This window comes from Paenibacillus sp. NPDC056722, from assembly GCF_042790635.1.
In the GTDB taxonomy this organism is placed as follows: domain Bacteria; phylum Bacillota; class Bacilli; order Paenibacillales; family Paenibacillaceae; genus Paenibacillus_AQ; species Paenibacillus_AQ agri.
On record NZ_JBHTYV010000002.1, the window covers coordinates 164,196 to 186,173 of the forward strand.

Annotated in this window: 19 protein-coding genes; all 19 read right to left on the reverse strand. The window is 48.7% G+C overall.

The features are described from left to right. Window positions 1–115 precede the first annotated feature (115 nt). Window positions 116–1,246 (reverse strand): response regulator, encoded by a 1,131-nt coding sequence (locus ACFRAM_RS05270; protein WP_379465521.1) that lies wholly within the window; start codon window positions 1,244–1,246, stop codon window positions 116–118. Further along, window positions 1,246–4,368 carry a hybrid sensor histidine kinase/response regulator gene (locus ACFRAM_RS05275; protein WP_379464872.1) on the reverse strand — a complete coding sequence of 1,041 codons (3,123 nt, stop codon included), beginning with the start codon at window positions 4,366–4,368 and terminating at the stop codon, window positions 1,246–1,248. The genes ACFRAM_RS05270 and ACFRAM_RS05275 overlap by 1 nt, the downstream gene beginning before the upstream one ends. A gap of 126 nt (window positions 4,369–4,494) precedes the next feature. After that, window positions 4,495–4,878 carry a hypothetical protein gene (locus ACFRAM_RS05280; protein WP_379464873.1) on the reverse strand — a complete coding sequence of 128 codons (384 nt, stop codon included), beginning with the start codon at window positions 4,876–4,878 and terminating at the stop codon, window positions 4,495–4,497. Window positions 4,879–5,010: 132 nt separating this feature from the next. Then, window positions 5,011–5,751, reverse strand: a complete 741-nt coding sequence (locus ACFRAM_RS05285) for an IclR family transcriptional regulator (protein WP_379464874.1) — start codon at window positions 5,749–5,751, stop codon at window positions 5,011–5,013. Window positions 5,752–5,803: 52 nt separating this feature from the next. Beyond that, the gene (locus ACFRAM_RS05290) at window positions 5,804–6,442 is read right to left on the reverse strand and encodes an ABC transporter permease (protein WP_379464875.1); all 639 of its coding nucleotides are present in this window, start codon (window positions 6,440–6,442) and stop codon (window positions 5,804–5,806) included. Window positions 6,443–6,447: 5 nt separating this feature from the next. Continuing rightward, complete coding sequence (locus ACFRAM_RS05295) at window positions 6,448–7,404, reverse strand: ABC transporter ATP-binding protein (RefSeq protein WP_217622213.1); 957 nt, start codon at window positions 7,402–7,404, stop codon at window positions 6,448–6,450. A gap of 66 nt (window positions 7,405–7,470) precedes the next feature. Continuing rightward, window positions 7,471–8,370: a glycine betaine ABC transporter substrate-binding protein gene (locus tag ACFRAM_RS05300; RefSeq protein WP_379464876.1), complete on the reverse strand. Its 900-nt coding sequence runs from the start codon at window positions 8,368–8,370 to the stop codon at window positions 7,471–7,473. 18 nt (window positions 8,371–8,388) lie between these two features. Next, entirely contained in the window at window positions 8,389–9,042 is a 654-nt protein-coding gene (locus ACFRAM_RS05305) for an ABC transporter permease (protein WP_066372638.1), read from the reverse strand. Window positions 9,043–9,350: 308 nt separating this feature from the next. After that, window positions 9,351–10,592, reverse strand: coding sequence for a Zn-dependent hydrolase (locus ACFRAM_RS05310; RefSeq protein WP_379464877.1), 1,242 nt, complete (start codon window positions 10,590–10,592; stop codon window positions 9,351–9,353). Further along, a complete protein-coding gene (locus tag ACFRAM_RS05315; protein WP_379464878.1) occupies window positions 10,585–11,856 on the reverse strand; it encodes a Zn-dependent hydrolase in 1,272 nt (423 codons plus the stop codon). Before ACFRAM_RS05315 ends, ACFRAM_RS05310 begins: the two co-directional genes overlap by 8 nt. 27 nt (window positions 11,857–11,883) lie before the next feature. Further along, a complete protein-coding gene (locus ACFRAM_RS05320) occupies window positions 11,884–13,248 on the reverse strand; it encodes a dihydroorotase (protein WP_379464879.1) in 1,365 nt (454 codons plus the stop codon). Next, entirely contained in the window at window positions 13,245–14,804 is a 1,560-nt protein-coding gene (locus ACFRAM_RS05325; protein ID WP_379464880.1) for an HAL/PAL/TAL family ammonia-lyase, read from the reverse strand. Before ACFRAM_RS05325 ends, ACFRAM_RS05320 begins: the two co-directional genes overlap by 4 nt. Before the next feature lie 38 nt (window positions 14,805–14,842). Beyond that, complete coding sequence (locus ACFRAM_RS05330) at window positions 14,843–15,937, reverse strand: thiohydantoin desulfurase (protein ID WP_379464881.1); 1,095 nt, start codon at window positions 15,935–15,937, stop codon at window positions 14,843–14,845. Next, window positions 15,937–17,592 carry a thiourocanate hydratase gene (locus ACFRAM_RS05335; protein ID WP_379464882.1) on the reverse strand — a complete coding sequence of 552 codons (1,656 nt, stop codon included), beginning with the start codon at window positions 17,590–17,592 and terminating at the stop codon, window positions 15,937–15,939. The genes ACFRAM_RS05330 and ACFRAM_RS05335 overlap by 1 nt, the downstream gene beginning before the upstream one ends. Before the next feature lie 304 nt (window positions 17,593–17,896). Continuing rightward, window positions 17,897–18,784 carry a DUF427 domain-containing protein gene (locus ACFRAM_RS05340; protein WP_379464883.1) on the reverse strand — a complete coding sequence of 296 codons (888 nt, stop codon included), beginning with the start codon at window positions 18,782–18,784 and terminating at the stop codon, window positions 17,897–17,899. Window positions 18,785–18,818: 34 nt separating this feature from the next. Further along, a complete protein-coding gene (locus ACFRAM_RS05345) occupies window positions 18,819–19,778 on the reverse strand; it encodes an ABC transporter substrate-binding protein (RefSeq protein WP_379464884.1) in 960 nt (319 codons plus the stop codon). Between the two features lie 265 nt (window positions 19,779–20,043). Beyond that, complete coding sequence (locus tag ACFRAM_RS05350) at window positions 20,044–20,568, reverse strand: hypothetical protein (RefSeq protein ID WP_379464885.1); 525 nt, start codon at window positions 20,566–20,568, stop codon at window positions 20,044–20,046. Window positions 20,569–20,646: 78 nt separating this feature from the next. Then, window positions 20,647–21,195, reverse strand: a complete 549-nt coding sequence (locus ACFRAM_RS05355) for a GNAT family N-acetyltransferase (protein ID WP_379464886.1) — start codon at window positions 21,193–21,195, stop codon at window positions 20,647–20,649. Window positions 21,196–21,215: 20 nt separating this feature from the next. Beyond that, window positions 21,216–21,872 (reverse strand): restriction endonuclease, encoded by a 657-nt coding sequence (locus ACFRAM_RS05360; protein WP_379464887.1) that lies wholly within the window; start codon window positions 21,870–21,872, stop codon window positions 21,216–21,218. Window positions 21,873–21,978: the final 106 nt, after the last annotated feature.

Sequence of the window (21,978 nt, forward strand, 5' to 3'; positions counted from 1 at the left end):
CACCTTCATGCTGATTTACTCTACGGTGACATTATATCTGGGGTAATGTTGCAAAATTGTGACAAAGCAAAAAAGGAACCCGCTTCTGATGCCAGGTTCCTTCGTTCAATATATATCAATCCGTTAAGTCTCGAAGCAAACTTGTAAGCGTATCTCCCGACACAGCTCCCAGCTCTGCATGGATCAACTCGGTGTATTCTTCGTAGTAGGCGGTAGCACGTCCAGAACCGCCGATGCGATAGTGTAGCTTCAGCGCCTCTTCCCGCAGCGATTCGTCATAAGGCTCGTGTTCGACCAGCAGCTCGGCCAGTCGCAGCGCCTTGAGCGGCTCCGTCACGGCTTCCTCATAATACAAGAGCAGCTTTTTCCCCAGACTGAGAAAGTACTGGCGGTATTCTTTGCGGTAAGGCTCGCACCAGACGCTGTCGAACCCTTGAAGAAACGGCAGGCTACAGCGGTGAACCAGTTGCTCAACATACACCAGATTGTCAGGATCTATTCTGACAGCGTCCAATACGAAAAGCTCCAATTCGTTCGCATCCAAAGCCAGCGCTTCATCGGATAAGACCAACTTGTATCCATTCCGGACTGATGCCAGCGACATCCCGGATCGACAATCCCGTAGTGTCTTATTAATTCTGCTAACCGTACTTCGAAGGTTGATGCCTGCCTTCTCCACATCCAGGGCCGGCCAGAGCGCCTCGAACAGTTCCCACTTGCTAACCTCTTTATCCCGGGGCTGTAACAGCATATAAGCGAGCAGCTCCGCGCACTTGGAGGTTACCCAGCGAACCGGCTCAAAGTCAACATCCATATGTAGAGCAAACTTGCCGAACAGATAGGCGACAGCACTTCGTTGTCCACCGTTGCCAACATCATCCTTGTGGCGCTGCCGTCTTTTTCCTACGCGTTCGAGCGAACGCTGCAAATCCTCTTCCATAAGCGGCTTCAGCAAATAATCGAGAGCATTCACCCGGAACGCATCGATCGCGTATTGATTGTAGGCAGTAATGAACACGACCTCCATGTCGAGCTTGTCCGCATATACCTGCTCCGCAATCTCAAGCCCGCTCAGCTCCGGCATTTCAATATCCAGAAATAGTACATCGGGCTTTAGCTCTTTCGCCATTCCCAGCGCCTCATGAGGATTCACGCAGCAGCCCAGCACCTTCACTCCTGCACTCGCAAGCATTCTGTCAATTTGCTCCGTAACCAATAACTCATCATCTACAACGATAGCTTTCATCAACGTGTTTCATGCTCCTCTCCGTTAGCTCTAGTTGCTGCTGTGCGGGTAGGGATCAGGAAGGTGACGGTTGTACCCTTGTCCTGAACGCTCTCGATCCGCAAGCCTTGAGCGAATTCATTGATGAGTCGTTTGTGGACATTGATCAGGCCAATGCTTCCATCCAGCCGCTCCCGCTTAAAAATTCGATCCAGTTGCTCTGGGGTCATGCCAACACCGTCATCCTGAACAGTGATCTGCAAGCCTTGCGGCGAAAGCTTCGCCCGAATAACCACCGTGCCTCCCGACAGTCGCTTCATGATGCCATGGCGAATCGCATTTTCGACCAGAGGCTGCAAAATCAATGCCGGAAGCATCGTCTGCGTCCGAACATCAACATCCCATTCCACATTCAGGCGTGTGCCGAAACGGGCCTGCTCCAGCTCGACGTAGGATTTGGTGAGAGACAGCTCACGCTTTAGACTGACCTTCGCATGACGGGGGTCAAGATCAAAGCTGAGCCGCAAATAGTTGCTGAATTCGCTCAGCAGCTTGCCTGCCCGCTCGCCATCGCTATAGCATAACGAGATAATGCCACTCAAGGCGTTATAGATAAAATGCGGCTTGATCTGCGATTGCAGAAACAATGTCTCCATCCGAATGGCCTGCTCGACTGCTTCCTTCAATTCCAGCAGTGTCTGTACCCGGGCCAGCAGCTCCTTGCCGCTGAACGGTTTCACTAGAAAATCATTTGCTCCCACTTCGAATCCCATCGCAATATCTGCCGGCGAATTGCGTACAGTCAGCAGCAGAACGGGCAGCTTGTAGAGCGGGTTCTCCTCCCGAATAAGCCTGCACACTTCATAGCCTGAGAGCTCAGGCATCATCACATCGAGCAGGACAAGCGACAGATCATCGCGATGCTGCTGAATCAGCTTGAGCGCGTCCGCCCCATTGTACGCCGTAAGAACATGATAGCGACTGGAGGCAAATAACTCCTGCAGCACCTTGATGTTGGAGGAATCATCATCCACCAGCAAAATCTTCACCTCGCCGGTTCGCTCCGCTGCATGCGGCGAGGTCTCTTTCTTCACCGGCGAGCTTGCCCTGGGCAAAGGTTGCGGCTCCAGACCGGCAGCGGCTTCTGCCCGGATGGCCCCAAGTTCTCTCTGTGTTGCCGTCGCCTCTGGCAGCTGCAGCTCAAACACGGAGCCTCTTCCCGGCTCCGACCACTTCAGTTCCAGATCGCCGTCCATTTGCTTCGCAAGCGCCTTGGATATTTTCAGACCGAGACCAGAAGATTGATACGCCGAAACCTCTGGCTCCCCGTCATTATATAGATCCAATTGGAAAAGCATTTGGCGCCGTTCTTCACTCATTCCAGCGCCAGTGTCCGAAAACGTCAGGAACAGCCGGCCTTCCCGCGACTCTGCGGCCACCGTCACACTTCCCCGTTCTGTAAACTTCAACGCATTGCCGACCAGATTCACAAGAATCTGCTTCATGCGGTTTTCATCGGTAAATAGATAAAAGGTTCCCGGGGGTACCTGATTGACCAGCCACACCTGATCATTTCTACGAATGAATTTCAGGGCTTCGAGCGTAGCCTGCACCGTGCCGCTGACATCGAAAAACCGGTGGTGGAACGTCAGGCTTCCGCGCTGCAAGCTCTGGAAATCGATAATATCGTTCACCAGTGTAGACAAGCGGGTCGCCTGGGCAATGATGAAGTCCAGATTCTCACGATGCCGCTGCGCTATCCCTTCGCCGCTCTGGTCGATAACCACCTGCGCCAGATTGATAATGCCGTGCAGCGGTGTTTTGAACTCGTGTGACGTATGGATGAGAAATTCGTCTTTTTGGCGGTCATACGCAATGAGCTGCTCAGTGAGCCGCTCGTTCCGCAAGAACGCCTCGCGAACCCGGTCCGACATGAGGAAGGATTGCGATAGAACGAGAAGCAGAGGCGTTACGATCATATAATACGGGTTGTCTAGCGCGAGCTGATAACGCGTCTGGGCATACACCCAACTAATAATAAGGAAAAATAAGCCGAGCAAAATATAGTAAACTTGAACCCCGCTATTCCGATAACGGAACAGCCAGCGAATCATGAAAGCGAACGCCGTGATTTGCAGGACGATCCCGAGCCAAAGAATATCAATTAAATATTCGTTTGGTATGCCAACCAATAAGACAAGACATCCATAATAAACCCTTTTCAACCACTTATACTCCGGGCTTCCCTTATGGTCCAGGCCCAGGTACAGATAGACATAGAGGGTAAAGGACATAACAGAAACGTAGGGCAGGATAAAGAGCATCTTCTGCAATAAAAGAAAAGAGATCCCGGGGAACAGAGTCGCCATGACGATTTCATTGTCAATGCTGAAAAATAACCCTAATGACAAGCAGAACAAACTAAAAAAGGCGAGATAGGGCTCCTTCCGCCATTGCTTGAATGTTCCTGCGAAATAAATCCCGAATACCAGCATGGTGGTGATAACAATCATGTCCGCTAAACGGGCATTATCGCGCCTGGCCCATACATCTGCTGTTAAACCGAATTCTGGCGCTTGCACCAAGCCGCCTTCCAAATAACGGTAGCTTGCGATCTGAATAATGATATCAATGGTGCCGCTATCCGCTTTCATCATACCGTAAAACGGAAGGTTGCTAGGTACAAATTGATCCGGCGACAAATGCGGTTTTCCAGTACCGCCGAGGTCTGAACCGTTCATGAAGATATGGCTGGACAACCGAAGCTTTTTAGCTCTAAGGCTATAAAAGTCAGGATCTTTAACCTCTACGCGCAGACGGTACGTACCTGCACCATGCCCCCTGTCAGATGAAACTACACCTTTCCAGCCTCCAGCAACACTAAGAAGCCGGCGCTCCGCTTCCAGTGCCTTGCCACCGGTTTGGAAATCCTGCGGAGTTAACAGCTTGTTCTCATAGAACTCCCACTCTCCCCGCAACGGTACAATCCCTTGCTTCGCAAAATCCCATTGTCTGGCGTCCAACACTCCTCCACGCGCTTCGGGGTACCGAAACGTAGGATGAAGCCATTCATAGACGAATATTGATATAACGACGGTAAAGACAAGCATCATGCCGATGAGCACCGTCAATTGTTTTCTCATTGTCCCTGGTCCCAGTCCCATTTTCATATTCGCACCCAATCCATTATGTTTATGACTATATTCGTCAGAATACGACACATTTCCTTCAAATAGGGAACTTGGGGAATCAAGGACACATTATCTGGTTTATTCCTTTTCTATTTGCGCCAAAACAAACGAATCTTTATTAATTTCAACGGCAATAGCAGTTTGAGTAGATAGGTCTTTTATCTTATAAAGTTTTGTTCCAACAGGATAATGATTAGAAAAATCATCCTTACCAGACTCCGATTCCTCATCTGAGTAAGTTTTAACTTCTCCTATACTTTCCTGAATATCGGTAGGAGCTACTTTTATTTCAGTTCCCACATAGATTGTTTTATTAAACGTAATGATTTTATCGAAAGACCAGCTCTGGGATGATATCTGGCCTGTCTCAGGTGCGTTGGTCTTGTCAACTTGAGCTAATGAAGGATGAGCACATCCCGATAACAGTAGTAATGCAAACAAAGTTCCAATTAGCCGCTTCACTGTCATTCCCCCTTAATAATCAAGACGTTGGAAAATGAAGAAAAGTTACCTGAACTTAGTCCTGGGCAACGCAAAAAAGCGGCTCACCTTACACTCCGCTACTCTTACTCTTTATGCAGTTCAATAAAATATTTACCCCAATCCGCCAAGCTTGCACGAAATACGAGACGCCGCTTCCTTCACATGCCCAATGAACAGCGGAATTTCGTCTTCGCCAAGCCGATGAATCGGTCCTGCAGCCGACAGGCTGGCAACAATTCGCTGTTGCGGGTCAAGCACAGGCGCTGCAATAGCGAACGCATCCGTATCTACCTCGCCTAAGGTAAAACAATAGCCTGCGTCCTTTATGTTATGCAGTTCTTGCAACAGCGTAGACTTCGTGGAATTTGCTTCAAAAAGCTTGCACATGTCTTCGATAATCTTATCGTTCTCATACGCAAGCAGTGTTTTGCCCGAAGCGCCTGAATTCAGCGGCAGCACCCGGCCATTTTCAATAGACATTCTGATTAATCTTGGACTGGTTACATGCTCAAGACAAATGGCTTTGGAGCCGGAGCGGACGAATAAGACCGAGGTTTCATTAGTCAGAGCGGTGAGCTCCTCCATAATCGGCCTGGCGATAACCAGAAGCTCCTTCTCGATCTGCTGAGACAAGCCTCTGGCTAAATCAAAGATTCGAAGCCCCAGGCCAATCTTGCTCCTCCCCTTGCGCTCCACAAAGCCACTCTTAATCAGCGATTGAATAAAACGATATGCCGTGCTCTCCGGAATGCCCACCTTCTCCGCAATTTCGCTTACTGTAAGCGTAGTACCGGAGTCAGCAAGAACAAACAGGATATCGATAGCACGTTCCAACGTCTGAGTACCATTCATTATTACACCTCAAAATAAAACGATCGTAGTTATAAAACTCTGAACCAGTATATCATACTCTCTGTTCCCCGCGTGACCTGCGCAAAGTGATTTTCTCAAGTCGTAGCAGGACCATATTCGTCGATAACGCCAGCAAGGAGACTAGCAGCGTACCCCACACCATCTTGGGAATGGAGTTTTGATACAACCCTTCAAACAGTACCCCGCCCAGCCCTCCGGCATTAATCCAGGCTGCGATGGTTGTAATGCCTATTACGGATACCGACGCAATTCTCACCCCGCCCAGAATAACCGGCAATGCCAGCGGCAGTTCAATCCGGACAAATTGTCTCCACGCGCTGTACCCCATACCTTTAGCTACCTCAATAATAGAAGGCTCAATGCCTTGAAATCCTGAGATAACATTGCGGACCAGAATTAGCTGACTGTACACAACCAGTGCAATAATGGCCGGCTTAGCACCAAGTCCCACGAACGGGATCAGCAAGGCGAACATGCCCAAGCTGGGAATCGCATAAATAATACTTAGTACAGACAACACAGGTACCGCAATTCTCCGTCTTCTGGCTAACCAGTAGCCAAGCGGCAGCGCGATAAGCATCGCAATCAGCAAAGAAACAAACGTAAGTACGATATGCTCCCATAAAGAGATCAATAAATCATCATAATGGCGGGAAAAATAGTCCAGCATTCCAATCACCTGCCATTCTGCAGATTCAACTGCTCTAGCGTAATCTGACCTAGCCGCTCGCCCTTATCATTTTCAACAACGACATAAGGGGCATTATGCTGCAAAAGAGACTGAAGCGCCGTCTTTAGACTTTCACTACCCTGAATGGTCGGAACACCATCCGTTACAGTCTCATTCGTCAAAGCGATCATTCGATCCTCAGCCCGGATCAGGTGGAGCTGCTGGAATAAGTCATCTGCTTGAATCAAACTCGACACGAAGGAATTGCTAGGGTTCGACATAATGGCCAGCGGGGTGTCGTACTGCTGAATGGAGCCCTCATTCATGACGATCATTTGATCTCCCAGCTTCATCGCCTCTTCCACATCATGCGTAACAAACAGCACGGTCTTGCCAAGCTCCTGTTGAATCTGCTTAAAATCATCCTGCAGCTTCTTACGTGTAATGGCATCAATAGCACCAAACGGCTCATCCATCAGCAAAATGGCAGGGTCTCCGGCCATCGCTCTGGCAATACCCACCCGCTGCTGCTGTCCACCTGACAATTGGCGGGGGTAGAGCTTTTTATAATTTTCCGGAAGATGGACAAGCTTCATTAAATAATCAATTCGCTCCGCGGTCTTCTGCCGCTCCCAGCCCAGAATATCCGGCACAGTGGCAATGTTCTGCTCGATGGTCAGATGCGGGAACAGCCCCACCTGCTGTATCACATAACCAATACTCCGGCGCAGCTCTGTTACAGGCAAGCTCCGAATATCTTTGCCAAACACAGAGATGGTACCTGCGGTCGGCTCAATAATGCGGTTCACCATCTTCAGTAAGGTTGTCTTCCCGCTGCCCGATGCGCCCAGAATCGTAACAAAGGAACCTTGGGGAATACTTAGACTCGTTTCATTTACAGAAGGCTTCGGGGCCTTCGGAAATGTTTTGGATACCTGTTCGAAAACGATTGCCTCTTTCATCACTAATCAACTCCTGTAGGAAGGGGGCTTCTCCCTCTGGAGAAACCCCACTGCTTCAATTATTAATTACTTCTTGATTAGACCTTGTTCTTCCAGGAAGGACTTGGCCACATCTGCATATTCTTTTTTCTCAATATCGACTTGAGCGTTCAGCTTTTGCACAGTTTCGTTATCCAGCTTCGCCGAGATTTTATTCAACACTTTCGCGATTTCCGGGTCCTTGTCGTTAAGCTCACCACGGATTACAGGAGCAACGAAGTATGGAGGCCAGAATTTCTTGTCATCCTCCAGCAGCACAAGATCCTTGTTGGTCAAATCACCATCCGTTGTGAAGCCTACAGTGACATCGGCCTCGCCGTCCAGCACGACACGGTATTTGATACCATAGTCAAACAGCTTCATGCTCTTGAAATTCAGTTTACCGTAAGTAGCATTCAGACCTTTCAGTCCATCCTCACGCTCTTCGAATTCCGGCACAGCTGCCATGTTAAGCTCCGGTGCATACTTCACGAGATCAGAGATTTTGTAGAGATTATATTTTTCAGCAATTTTCTTAGAGGTCACCAGACCTTGGGAATCATTCGCGTTGGTCGGTTCCAGCCAGATCAGATTGAATTTGTCTTTGTAGCCTTTGGCTACTTCATCGTACACCGTTTTGGCATCCGAGTTCGGCGGCAATTCCAGAACGTTGATCAATCCGGTTCCTGTGTATTCAGGATAAAAGTCAATATCGCCTTTTTTAAGCGCTTCGTGAGCAACCAATGTACCGCCGAGGTTAAGCTTGCGATCCACCTTGTAGCCAGCATCCTCAAGAGCCAGTGCATACATTTCACCTAGAATCAGGGACTCGGTAAAATTTTTGGAGCCTACTTTCACTACAGTCTTACCGGAATTGGAGGAGCATGCGCTAATTACCAGAATTACACTTACCAGCAAACCGGCCAAAGCTAATAGTTTTCTTTTCAATGGAATACTCCTCTCACATTATCGCTGATACTTGGTGACTAATCTTTCGATTCCTGAAAAACCGATTTCCGATAGAATGGCTAATAGGGCTACTGGAAGCGCACCGACAAGCAACAAGGAAAATTTGTACATTCCCAGACCATTGATGATAAACGTACCAAATCCGCCGCCGCCGATGAATGCAGCGAGTGTGGCACTGGCAATGACCTCTACCGCCGAAGTCTTAATTCCGGACAACAGCAATGGAGCTGCGAGCGGCAGCTCGATCTTACGCATAATCATCCTCTCACCCATTCCGAGGCCCGAAGCTGCTTCAATGATTGCCGGCTCAATCCCCCGAAAACCCATATATGTATTAATAAGAATTGGAGGGCAAGCAAGTATCGTCAAGGCGACGAGTGCGGGTGCAAAGCCTGTTCCCATGATCGGTAAAATAATAACTAATACCGCCAAGCTTGGGATGACTCGCAGGGAATTGAAGAGGCCCATGATCGGATCGGTTAGCCATTGCTTCTTGGCGCACAGAATACCGAGAGGTACGCAGATGACGATCGCTATAAGAAGTGCGTAAACGCTTATGCTTAAATGCACCTTAGCCGCTTCCAGAAACCGGTCACTATTGGTTATCACATACTCGTAAGCTTCACGGAAAACATTCACCCGTAATTCCATCTCCTTCCGCCTAATTTATCATATATCAATAATTAATTACCATTATTATTAAGTCATATATACCATTATGTCAATCGGATTTATTTATTTGTTTCTTTATATAAGACGAACTTAAGTTCCAAACGTAAAGCTCAGTCGTCACTACGGTGGAATGTTTGGACTTCCGGCCGCTGTTGTCTGCAGATTTCTTGGTTTATTACCGCTGTTCGCGGTAGAAATCCGCAGACAAAGGCGGGCGCTGTCGCTCCTACAGTTCCAAACTTCCCCCTTCGTTCCTCCTCGCTTTTTGTTACTTTCTTTTGTTCGACTTATATAGAAAGTTTTATCAGAGCATGCAGCAGCACATTGGCGCCGGCCTCACAATCCTCGGGACTGCTCCATTCCAGCGGATGATGACTGATACCATCGCGTGAGCGGACCAGAATCAAACCGATTTCCGTAAGCTCATTCATTGCAACCGCATCATGGCCTGCACCGCAGACCATATAATGCTCCGGGAACTCATTAATTCTACAGCTCTCTGCCAAGGTATCAATAATCATCTGAGAGGATCGAACGGGCGGAGCACTGTCTGTAGCTATAATCGAGAGACTCAAGCTTTTCTCTTCTGCTATACCAGTTAACGCTTCTCTAATCGCTATCTCCATCTGAAGTAGCTTCTCAGCTTCTTCATGCCGCAGATCCACGCTGTATACGACCTCTCCAGGGATAACGTTAATTGCTCCTGGCGCAAGCTTTAATGTGCCTATCGTTGCCACTCCACCGTGTTCAACAGCTATCTGTTCAATGGCGAGCAGTTGCGCAGCAGTAGCCGTCAGCGGATCTTGCCGCAGCTTCATCGGGGTTGTTCCAGCATGATCCGCACGCCCACGAACCGTGACTTCAAGCCAGCAATGTCCATAAATCGCAGTAGCTATTCCAACAGATGTGCCCAGCGCCTCCAGTACACGGCCTTGCTCAATGTGCAGTTCGACATAAGCCTGGATTGATTGACGGCTGCGACTAGCGAGTGCCACAGTGCCGGGACTCACCCCCGCATTTTCCATGACTTCCTTTAAAGAGAAGCCGTTAGCGTCCTTCAGTTCCAACCATTGGTCATCCCATCCCCCGCTCATCGCCCGGCTTCCCAGATATCCTGCGCCAAAGCGCACGCCTTCTTCATCAGTAAAACAAATAACCTCCAGGGAACGAGCGTGCCGGATGCCCTGCTCTTTAATGGTACGCAGCACTTCTATTCCAGCCAGTACGCCAAGCGCCCCGTCAAATCTCCCGCCCTGGATAACTGTATCAATATGCGAGCCTGTAGCGATGACTGCTGCATCCGGGTCTTCACCTGCCAGCACCCCGATCAGATTGCCTGCTTCATCCTGCCGGACTTCAAGCCCGGCATCCGCCATCAGAGACATCACAAATTGTCTTCCAGTCATTTCTTCATCGGTGAGCGAAAGACGGGTAATGCCTCCTTGTTCATCCGCGCCAATCTGACCTAAGGCCTCAAGGGATGTCCATAGACGCTCGCTATTAATTTGTACAGATAGGGGATTAAGCATCCTCCCACCGGCTGAAATCTTCTTCATCAAATAGCAGCAACGCTTGCCCCAACGCCTGTGTTCCAGCAGCGACATCCTGAAATTCTGTCCACTCCTCCGGACAATGGCTTCTGCCATCCTTGCTCGGAACAAAAATCATCCCGATCGGCGCAATACTTGCCAATTGATTAGCATCATGACCCGCTCCACTAGGCAGACAGATGGCAGGAGCCACAGAATTACAGGCTGAGAGCACCTTCTCCAATACCTTTTCCTTGACGATAACGGCATCCGATTTCGATAAGGACTCGAGGGATATCTGCAGTCCGCGTCTTGCCGCAATCTCGCCAGCCTCAGCAGCAAATGCTGAATATACCGCCTCAGAGATTTTGTGATCCAGCGAGCGAATCTCCAGATCAAATCTAACCAAGCCCGGTACTACATTGGATGCATTAGGCTCATTGTTCATTTTGCCAATCGTGCCTACCGCATCCTTCGCATAGTGCAGACATTGACGTTCAAAGGCCAACCCGATCTCGCAAAAACCAGCCAACGCATCGTTACGTAGCGTCATCGGGGTCGTTCCCGCATGATTGGGTGCTCCCGTAATCTGGACCCGATAGCGATGAATCCCTACGATGCCCAGCACCGCGCCGAGACGATGCCCTGATTGCTCCAGCACCGGGCCTTGCTCAATATGCAGCTCCAGATACAGCGCTACCTCTCCCGATTTTCTCGCCTCAGCGTACAGACGGCTGACATCACCGCCCTGCCGGTTGATGGCATCGGCAAGCTGTAGACCTGTATCATCCCGCAGCTCCAGCATCGCCTCTGTCAAATTTCCCACCATACCGCGGCTGCCAATGGTTGAAAGCCCGAACTCGCTAGGTTCTTCCGCCGTAAAATCAACGATTTGCAGCGTATGCCGCAGCTTCAGCCCCGATTCTTGCAGCACACGGGCAATTTCGATACCGGCAAGCACGCCGATAATGCCATCAAAACGCCCGCCGCCAGTCACAGTATCCGTATGGGAACCGATCATAATCGGCGCTAAGCTGGGATCACTGCCGGGCAGAATTCCAATCAAATTAGAAGCAGCATCAATCTCCACAGTCAGTCCCGCATCCTGCATTTGTCCGGTCAGCCAGCGTCTTCCACTGTCATACTCTTCTGTGAACGGACGGCGGGTCCAGCCGGGCTTGGACGGGTTGATCAGCGTGGATAGCTGCTCAATATTATTTTGCAACCTGGATGTGTTAGGTACCATCCCTGCATGAATCTCCATGTTCCATTCCTTCTCCCTAGAATGAATTTATGCCCGGTGCTCAGCACTTACGAATTGACCATACCCTGGCTGGCCTACCACGGCTCCAGCTTCATACACCACAGCACCTCTGACCAAAGTATGGGTTAGCTTGCCTTGCATTTGCATGCCTTCATAAGCACTCCAGCCCGCACTGGAATGTAGCTCCCGTTCATCCAATGTCCAGGCAACAGAAGGATCAATAATCGCCAGATCGGCATCATAGCCAACTGCCAGCCTTCCTTTACGATGCCCCAGTCCAAATACATCTGCAGGTCTTTGACTAAGCAATCTCACCATCTCTGTAAGTGAAATCCGCCCTTTCGCCACACCTTCACTATAAATGACAGGTAGCAAATGCTCGACACCCGGAGCCCCCGATGAATTATTGAAAATGTCAGCATCCGATTTGCGCTCAAGCAGCCATGGCGCATGATCGGAAGTAATCATATCAATGGCGCCTTTAGCAGCCAAGTCCCACAGACCTTCTACATCTGATTTGGAACGCAGCGGAGGGTTGATTTTCCCCTTTGCCCCAAGACGCGGCATGTCCTCTTCGCTAAGTGTCAAATAATGCGTACAGGTCTCCGCTGTGATCTTGGCCCCAAGCGAACGGAAATACTCTGCAAGCTGGAAAATACGCGGATACGTACAATGATACAAATGCAGCTTGACTCCGGTCTCGTAAGCTAGCTCCATTACCGTCAGTGCGGCGACGGATTCGCTGACCTTCGGTCGGCTCAAACCATGCGAACGAGGATCGCTGCCGTCATCGCGGTATTTATTAATGTAGCGTCTTACGATTTCATCGTTCTCGGCATGAACGCCTACCGGGCAGCCCGTCTCTGCAATGACAGCAAAAGAATCCAGCAGTTGTCCGTCATCTATCCGCGGAAACCGGAAAGAGTCCGTGTTAAACATAGACACCTTGAATCCACAGGCTCCTGCCGCTGCCAGCTCCCGAATATGTTCGTAGCCATCCTCCTTATGGATGGTCACCAGCATAGCCATATCTACAAGGGATTCCTGCTCAAGACGCAGTCTTTTTTCCTCGAACATCTCAAGCGTACAAACCATACCCGTCGCATCGTAAGGCATCTCAATAATCGTCGTTACCCCACCTGCTGCTGCGGATGTACTCGCTGTGGTAAAACCTTCATCTAAAGAGCTATAACAATGAACGTGCGCATCCACAGCCCCGGGGAGTACAAAACTACCCTCTGCATGAATAACTTTGTCTGCCGTGATGCCATCTGGATTCTGTTGGCTTATGCTGACAATCTTGCCGTCCTTTACCCCAATCGCTGAATCATATAGCACTCCATCAGGAAGTACGAGGTTACCGTAAACTAGAAGATCATATTGTGAGCTCATGAATCACTTCTCCCTTCCAATCGAATTCCCTTGCGCATTAATTCATATGCAGCACTAATATCAGGGGTTAGTGGCCGATCCTCCGTCAAAGGCGATACCACGTTTCGAATCTGTGTATAGACCGCAGCTGATCCTTGACCTAATGTAGCTTGTGAATCACGTAAATCAACCGCTTGAGCGGCGTGAATGGCTTCCATGCCAAGAATATAATATAAATGATCAATAATATCAGATGTCTTACGAATCACCAGCGGGGTATTATTGGCGTGATCCTCCATGTCTCCAGCAATCGAGAAGTAGTCCGCAGAGACCGGATTAGAGAGCAAACGGATTTCCGCATCCAATGAAGTAAACGTCTTCTGCATCGTGCCGAAAGCAATCGTTCCTTCGTCAGGAGCTAGAAAACGCCCTAAGCCCGTGAAACGCGACGTACCTAGCTTAAGCGAGCGGTAGCAGGATATTTTGGATACATGACTGAGTGCAATGGCCAGCATCTCAAAAGCAACGGTCCACGTAGTCACGTCAAAATTAGACGAAGGAACCACCCTTCTTTCCTTTAAAAGAACACAAGGATTGTCGTCTGAGCTATTCAATTGTACTCGCAGAAGCTTGGAAGCATACGCGAGCGCGTCCCGAGCCGCGCCATGGACATGACTGGCGCTGCGAAAGCTTAATGGATCTTGTATTTTCTCCCGCTGATCCATCTGCAGCAGCTTGCCACCGCGTAAATGACTTCGGACATTCGCTGCACTTTCCGCTGCTCCGTCAAGTGGCCTAGCTTCGAACAATGCTTCCTCAAACGGGCTAACGCAACCTTGCAGCGCCTCAAGCGACAAAGCGAACACGGCATCCGCCGTGTCCAGCAATCGTAGTGCCGCCGCTGCTGTTAACGCCGCGTTGCCTGACGACAAGGCGTTAGAGCTAACAATCGCCAGCGCATCTTTCGGTCCAAGCTTTAAAGGCAGAATCCCATTGGCTTCCAAAGCGACTTGGGCAGAGAGCGTGTTCCCTTGATAGCTTACTTGCCCTTCGCCGATCATAGCCAAACCAATATGGGATAAAATCGATATATCTCCAGCGCCCACCGAGCCGCGCACCGGGAGAATCGGGTGGATACCGGCATTAAGCATATCCCGGTACATCAGGACAATCCCCGGCTGCACCCCTGTACAACCTAGCAGCAATGTATTTAGACGGGCAACAAGTACCGCTCTTACCTGCTGCTCTGTAGCCGCAGGACCCACCCCAGATGAATGAGAGTAAATCAGATTCCGATTGAATGCCTCATACATATCGGCGGTGATCTGACGGTCTTTATTCTTGCCAACACCACGATTCAGTCCATAAATCGGAATGCCTTCCGCAGCCAGCTCATGAATCAGAGCATGCGCTTCCTCAACCCGTTCCAGTGCCTCCGGAGACAATTCCACCCGGCATCCGCTGTTGGCAATCTTCTCAAGCTCCTCAATAGAGAGATTGTGCCCGTCAAGCGTAATTATAGAATCGGACAGTTGCTCTTCTGTGTCCGTAACGTTCATTTCTATTTTTCCGTCCATAGTCTAGCACCTTCTCAGTTGTAATAAAGGATCAATTATTAGATACCCTTCAGACCGTATTCGGCAAGCGGAATGCCAAGCGCCTTCTCTACCTCCGGATAAACCGTAGGGTCCTTCACGCTGGAGCTGAGCGGAACATGCTGCTTGTCGATAGCCAGCAATGAAATTTCCATACCTTCCTTCACACCACCTACGCTAATAGGCAAACCTGTAGCTACCTCAAAGGTTGTGATCACATCCGGGTAAGTTGTTAAGCGGTTCCCGTTCGCATCATCCACTGCCATATATTCATTCATGACATGCAGCGTCAACTCACTGCCAGCTCCGTCAGCCATAGTGATGGTACCAATATCAAATGCGCCGGAATAATGAACGTCCTTCTTCAGCACGACGCCTCTGCCGATCATTTTACCGTTTGTTTTCTGAACAACGGTCTCCATGATGTCTTCCGGCCCTTTCGCCTCCGCCTCGATCATGGCATAGCCCAGATCCAGCGCAATCGAAATCCCGCCAATCGCCGCATGCTCTTTCACATAAGAAGCCGGGATCGGATGGCGTGCAGATGCAATGAAGCCTCCAGACATATCAGAAGCCGTGCGCAGGATGTTGGACGTCTTCGCAGGCGTTCCTTTTACAACCAGCTCCAAGTAAGAACCGGTGTCTCTGCGGCCACCAACTACTACCTGAATGGTCTGATAGTCAAGGCGTGAAGCCAGACCCATGGAGCCCATTTTGCCTGTAGGATGCGCGCGAATATCACCAGTTGCATCCACAACCACCAAGCCGAGCGCTGCAGCAGGCAACCAGCCGTTTATCGTACTGGACATGCCGTTCTGAGGCGTCATCACTCCGACCACCTTGCCGTCAAAGTTCTCCATCAGGAGCTGAACAGCTTTGATATAGTCAACACCCCACATCTCCCATTCATTTCCGGCAGGCGCGCCAATCGCTGTACAGGTAATAATAATCGCATCATCGGGAAGCTCATCAACCGATACCAGCTTAGGTTTCGCAATGCCTACCGCCGCACCGCCAATTTCCAATCCATGATCAACCCAGCCCCCGCCTCCAGCTGCAAATACTGCTCCGCCTCTAACTGCTGCACGTACATCCGCTATCGTTAATTCCCGCATTATGCATTCTCCTTCAAAGTAGTATCAATTCTACGTATTCCTTTTTTGCTTACTTCATCTAATGCTTCCTCATACCCTGCATCTGCATATCGCATAACGCCGAGTCCCGTATCGTTATCTAGTGTTGTCTTCAAACGAAGATCCGCATCAGCCGTTCCATCCGCTACGAGTGTTACGCCAGCACTTGTCATATAACCGCTATAACCGCCACCGCCGGAATGGATCGCTACGAGATCCGCCATCGAAGAACAGTTAATCATGGCATTCAGGAGCGGCCAATCCGAGATAGCATCACTGCCGTCCTTCATATTCTCAGTCATAATGTTCGGATGGGTCATCGATCCGGCGTCCAGGTGGTCACGTGAAAAAGCAATCGGACCGCTAAGCTCGCCCGTCTTAACCATTTCGTTCACCGCCAGAGCCAGCTTCGTCCGGTCACCGTGACCGAACCAGCCAATACGCGCTGGCAAACCTTCCACCGGCACGTACTTGTTCGCCAGCGCAATCCAGTTCACCACCACATCGTTATCACTAAAATTCTTCAATATATATTGATCAATCTTCTGAATATCGCCGGCGTCCCCGCTCAGAGCTACCCAGCGGAAAGGACCAATAGCGCGCGAGAACAACGGTCTAAGGAAGGCTTCGGTAAATACCGGGATATCAAAAGCATTTTCCACGCCGTTCTGCACCGCTTGTGAGCGGATATTATTTCCGTTATCAAAAACAATCGCCCCTCTGCGCTGGAACTCCAGCATCGCTGTAACTTCAACAGCAATCGAAGCCCTTGCATCCGCCTGGAGCTGATCGGGTGCAGATTTGCGCAGCTCGGCAGCTTTTTCCAAACTATAACCGGATGGTATGTAGCCATACATCAGATCATGCGCTGAGGTCTGGTCTGTGACCACATCAGGCTGTACGCCTCTGCGAATCAGTTCCGGATAAATTTCAGCAGCATTGCCTAGCAAACCTACAGACAGACTCTCCTTCTTCTCAGAAGCTTCCTTAACCCACTGCAGCGCTTCGTCCAGATTGTCTGTCTTCTTCTGTAAATATCCGACTTCAATGCGTTTATCAATTCTGGCTTCAGATACCTCAACACATAAAATAACGGCACCCGCCATCGTGCCCGCCAGCGGTTGTGCGCCGCCCATTCCGCCCAAGCCAGCCGTTAGAATGAACTTACCGGCCAGGCTGCCGCCGAAATGCATTCTGGCGATGGATTGGAAAATCTCATACGTCCCTTGAATGACGCCTTGCGAACCGATATATTGCCAAGCTGCGGCGGTTAGGCCGCCCCAGACGATCAAGCCCTGCTCTTGATATTTATAGAAGTTATCACTCGTAGCCCATCGGCCAACGATGTTACAGTTCGCCATGACCACAATCGGAGCATACTTATGTGTACGCATAATGCCGATAGGCTTGCCGGATTGAATAACAAGCGTCTCATCCTCTTCCAAGGATTTAAGAGTATTGACAATGGCATGATAGGAATCCCAATTCCGTGCTGCCTTCGCAAGTGCAGCATATACCGTAAGTTCCTTCTGATTTTCTCCATTTTCAAGTACATTCTCGAGCATTCTCAGCAGCGCTTCCTGCCTCCAGCCCTTACACCGCAACTCTCCACCTCTAGCAGCTGTAATTCTATCCATGCCTATTCCTCCTTTTTTATCATCATTCAATAATTACTTTCTATTAATCAATAAATTAACAAACACACACCTTATAGTCAATACAATTCGCAAGATTTGCGTCAGTTTAAGTAACGCGCTAGGAAATAACCGCTTTATTGCGGTGCTGAAATAACTTTATTGTAAGTTAACATCGGCTTAGAAAGCTAATTTAATGACAATTTTCTACAGATTGATATGCTTTCTACAGCGAGAAAAAAGGAACCCGGCTCCGCTGTGGAGGCAGATTCCTTCTTTTATAATGGGATTCCTATACAAAACACAATCAATTCACTGACTCACCATCTACCAGAAGCTCGACACGTTCATTGTAGAACGCGATACGGCCAGCGATCACTGACAGCTCGGGACGAGGATCGGAGTAAGACCAGGCGATCAAATCCTCCCCTTCATTCGAACGCCAGTAACGATCAGAGTAACCTTTATACGGGCACTCGCTCCAATCTTCGGTTTCCGTCAGTGCACTGAAATCAACCGCTTCAATCGGGAAATAGTATCGGGTCGGCAAACCCGTCTCATAGACCAGCACCGGATCATTCGTTTCGGCAATCACCCGGCCGTTCACCTTAACAGTAACATGACGGCTGCTCGGCAACGCATCCACCCGATTATGCGGGTCACGCGGATGTGTCATCACCGGTTGATCTTCCTCGTACCAGCCGTCCAGTACACCGAGAAACCAGTTAACCCCGAGATAACCTTCGAGTCCCGGTTCGTTCCAGGCCCACGCTGCAAAAGGAATATGCCGTTCCCCTAAATGAAGATCAAACCACTTCACATCTGTTGTACGCGGCCGATAGAATATCCCTGGCTCCGGCACTCCCTCCGAAGGGGTCAAGAGATCTGTTCGAACGTGTTCAACCGGAAAACCGTACTCAGGAACCTTATGCCTCGGCTCCCACACTAGAATCTGCGAACGGCTGTCTACTACCGCCACATCCCCTACTACGGCTCGCACCCAACGCTCGCTCGGCTCGAACGTGTAACGTTCAGGGTACGGAGGATACCGCCGGGTCAGACCGGAACTCTCCTGAGGAAGCGCAGCACTTGGTGGACGATTAGCAAAGCGGGGAAGGAGCCCACGCTCCTCATCAGTAATGACAAATGGTACACGTTTGATAGTGTTAGCTGTTTTTTGATCAAATTGAGACATAATCTTCATCCCCTTCTCTTCTATAGAGTTAAAATCATTTAAGCAATCCTTCGCTTTCCAGCCACTCCTTGGCTACATCCTTCGGCGTTCTCTGTTTCACATCAACCTCGCCATTCAAGCGCTGCATTTTGTCATCATCAAGTCTTCCGGCAAGCTTATTGATAATCTCACGCAACTCAGGGTGTTTCTCCACTACTTCGCCGCGGATGAGAGGAATGGCATAGTAAGGCACGAATACCTGTTTATCATCTTTCAGAACAACAAAGTTGCTGAGCGGAATTTGACTGTCGGTTGTATACGCATTGGTCACATCAATCAAATTTTGTTCGATGGCTTTATAGGCCAATACTCTGTTCGGTATGTTCTTGATCTCTTTAAATTGAGGATTATACACCTTCTGGATTACCGGCCATGTATCCTCACTCATCAGAAAGTCCTGGCTTGTTCCAAACAATAAATCCTTAGAGTGAGCCGCTAAATCCGAAATACTCTTGATATTCAGTTTCTCAGCAAGCTCTTTGCGCATGACAAACCCATAAGTGTTATTAAATCCGAGCTGGTCCAACACCTCGACTTGATGCTTCTCTTTGAATTTTTCTTTTACAATATCGTAGACCTTTTGCGGATCATTTTCGGGCTTCTCTTTTAAAATCTTAATCAGAGCTGTCCCTGAATACTCTATATAAGTATCGATCTCACCTTTCTCAAGCGCCTCCCACACCGGACCCAAGGAAACTATTTTGGTGTTAAGTTTAGTATCATGTTCAATGAGCTGAGCAATAGCATTAGCCAAAATGTCCGACTCCCCAAAACCTTTGGAGGCGATTGTTATCGTATCCGCGCCACTACCCTCTGACTTTCCACAGCCCGTTACCGCCAATACTAATATGAGCGATAATCCAAGCATAACAAGAGACCGCGACTTTTTTCTCAAACCTAATCCACTAATTCTTCCAAGTAACTTCATCAACAACTTCTCCTCCCACTTGCCCATAAAAAAAGGCTCCATTCCCCTTAAGCTAAGGAAAATGAAACCTCCGTTTGTCCGGTCAGTTATCAGTATGATTATTAATATTCGATAAGTGAATATCGTAAAGCAATATTAAAACACACTATTCCGCTTGTCAATATTTTTGTTAAGTAAATTCATCGGAATAAGGAGATACCTACTCTAACAAAAACACCCACAAAGTCGATTACTTCTGATAACAATAAATAAGCGGCATTCCTGCCACTTTTCTATGGTGGACTCTTCAAATTTATGCAAGGGGACCTTCTAGTTTCTTATTTAATTCTAAAATAAAATGGGCAGCGTGATCCGTATGATTTTTGATATATACACGATAATCTCCATCTTTCGGAACTGTAATGGTCACTTTACCTGTTCCGGTTGCTACGGTTCCACTGTAGACTTCATCCGTAGAGACAGACATAATGCCAACTTCAAGCTCTTGTTCCTGCTCACATTGAACAGAAAAAATGATGTCCTCATCCTTTTTCCATGCCATTTTCGCAAAATTGTTGTCCCGTCCAGCTCCCAAGTCTATTGTCAATTTCTTTCCGTCCGACGTCTCAATCCCGCCCAATACCAAAGATGCTACCTCAGCGGGTTGAGTCTCTATCGGGCTGTCCTTTGTTTGCTCTGAAGGCAGAACCACAGCAGATTCATTACCCAGAGTAGCAACCACTCCGGCAGCAATGATTGCAATAAGCGAAATGCTTATGGCCAGCATACTAACCTTCTTTTTCCTAGTGTTCATGAGTGAAGAAAAATACGTTTTCATTCTTTTGCCCTCCTGTAAAAGAAAACCTAAATAATAACCATTAAAAATGGTCAATGAAGCAAGTCTTGTGTCCCTAGACTAATCTGCATATCTCGCCATCATGTATGTACTGTAATATTTTCCGTCTGACAGGATGCGATCCTTCTTTAATATCCCTTCGACTTCAAAACCCAGGCTTTTGTACAGCCCGATAGCACTCTCATTGGTTTCCAGCACGCCGCTTAGGATGATTTTGGTTATGCCGTTTGCATCAGCCCAAGTAATGGACGCTTTTAGCAGGTTCTTCCCAATACCGAAGCCCCAATATTGTTTCAAGACACCCACTCCAAACTCCACCTTGTGCATGAAGCGCTGCAAATCATTCCCTGCACATCTGGAATAGCCGACGATCTGACCAGCCGCTTCCGCCACCAAACATATATTTCGCAGATGAACCGTGTCCATCTCAATGATTTTTTCAAATCCGGCTTCATCAATAAAAGCTTCTCCCGGCACTCGATCCATATGTTCGGTCTCCCCATCAACCTGCAGCCTTACATCAGACAGACGCTTCGCATCTCCCTTAACTGCAGAGCGGATCGTATAAAGAAGCCCGTTTACTAGGAATTCCTGTTTGTTAATGATCATGGCGGTATTCCTTTCTACTATTATACTCCACGTTTAGTCTTCCATCTCTTTAACCTATCATCTAGTGACAAACCATTGATCAGCTTAATATTAAGCCTATCTGCTGCCTCCTTGGCCGCCTTTGTGAAATTGTTCGTCGTCACTATCCAAGCATCGTAGCAGCCGTGAACCTGCTTGCCCGCTTTAAGGCGCAACACTATATCATTTCCGACATCCTGCTTCCAGCGCTTGCACTGTACAGCGATTTTATACCCCTCTTTGCCTTTAAGGATCAAATCCACTTCATGATCGCCAGAACCACCAACTCGTTGTACGGTATAGCCTTGATCTATGTAATACAACTCCATTAACCTCTCAAAATCCGTACCGGATAATGTCCTTACGTCTTCTTTTAGAATCTGTGCATCGGTTAACTTTTTGATAGGAGCTTTTGCCGAAGGAATATTAGTCTTAGCCCTGGTTGCGCTACTTTGCCTAGCACTACTCTGCTTTACATTAGCACTCTTAGCTGGCTTCCTCGCCTTCTTGTCCCTCCGACGTTTGTTGGTCCACATTCCGCCGAAAATCTCTCCTAGAATGACTGAGCCTAACAAAATACCAAAGAAAAATCCCCAGTGCAGGCCCGGAATGCTAAAGTAAACCCCTAAGCCTCCAAGTATTAACAGCCCTCTTATCACATACGCTACCTATCTACCTTCTGCATAATACGTTTTAGCCATAATCGATCCACCTCATGTTGTAATAAGCCCTACTAGAAAGTTAAGAACTTTCTAGTAGGAATAT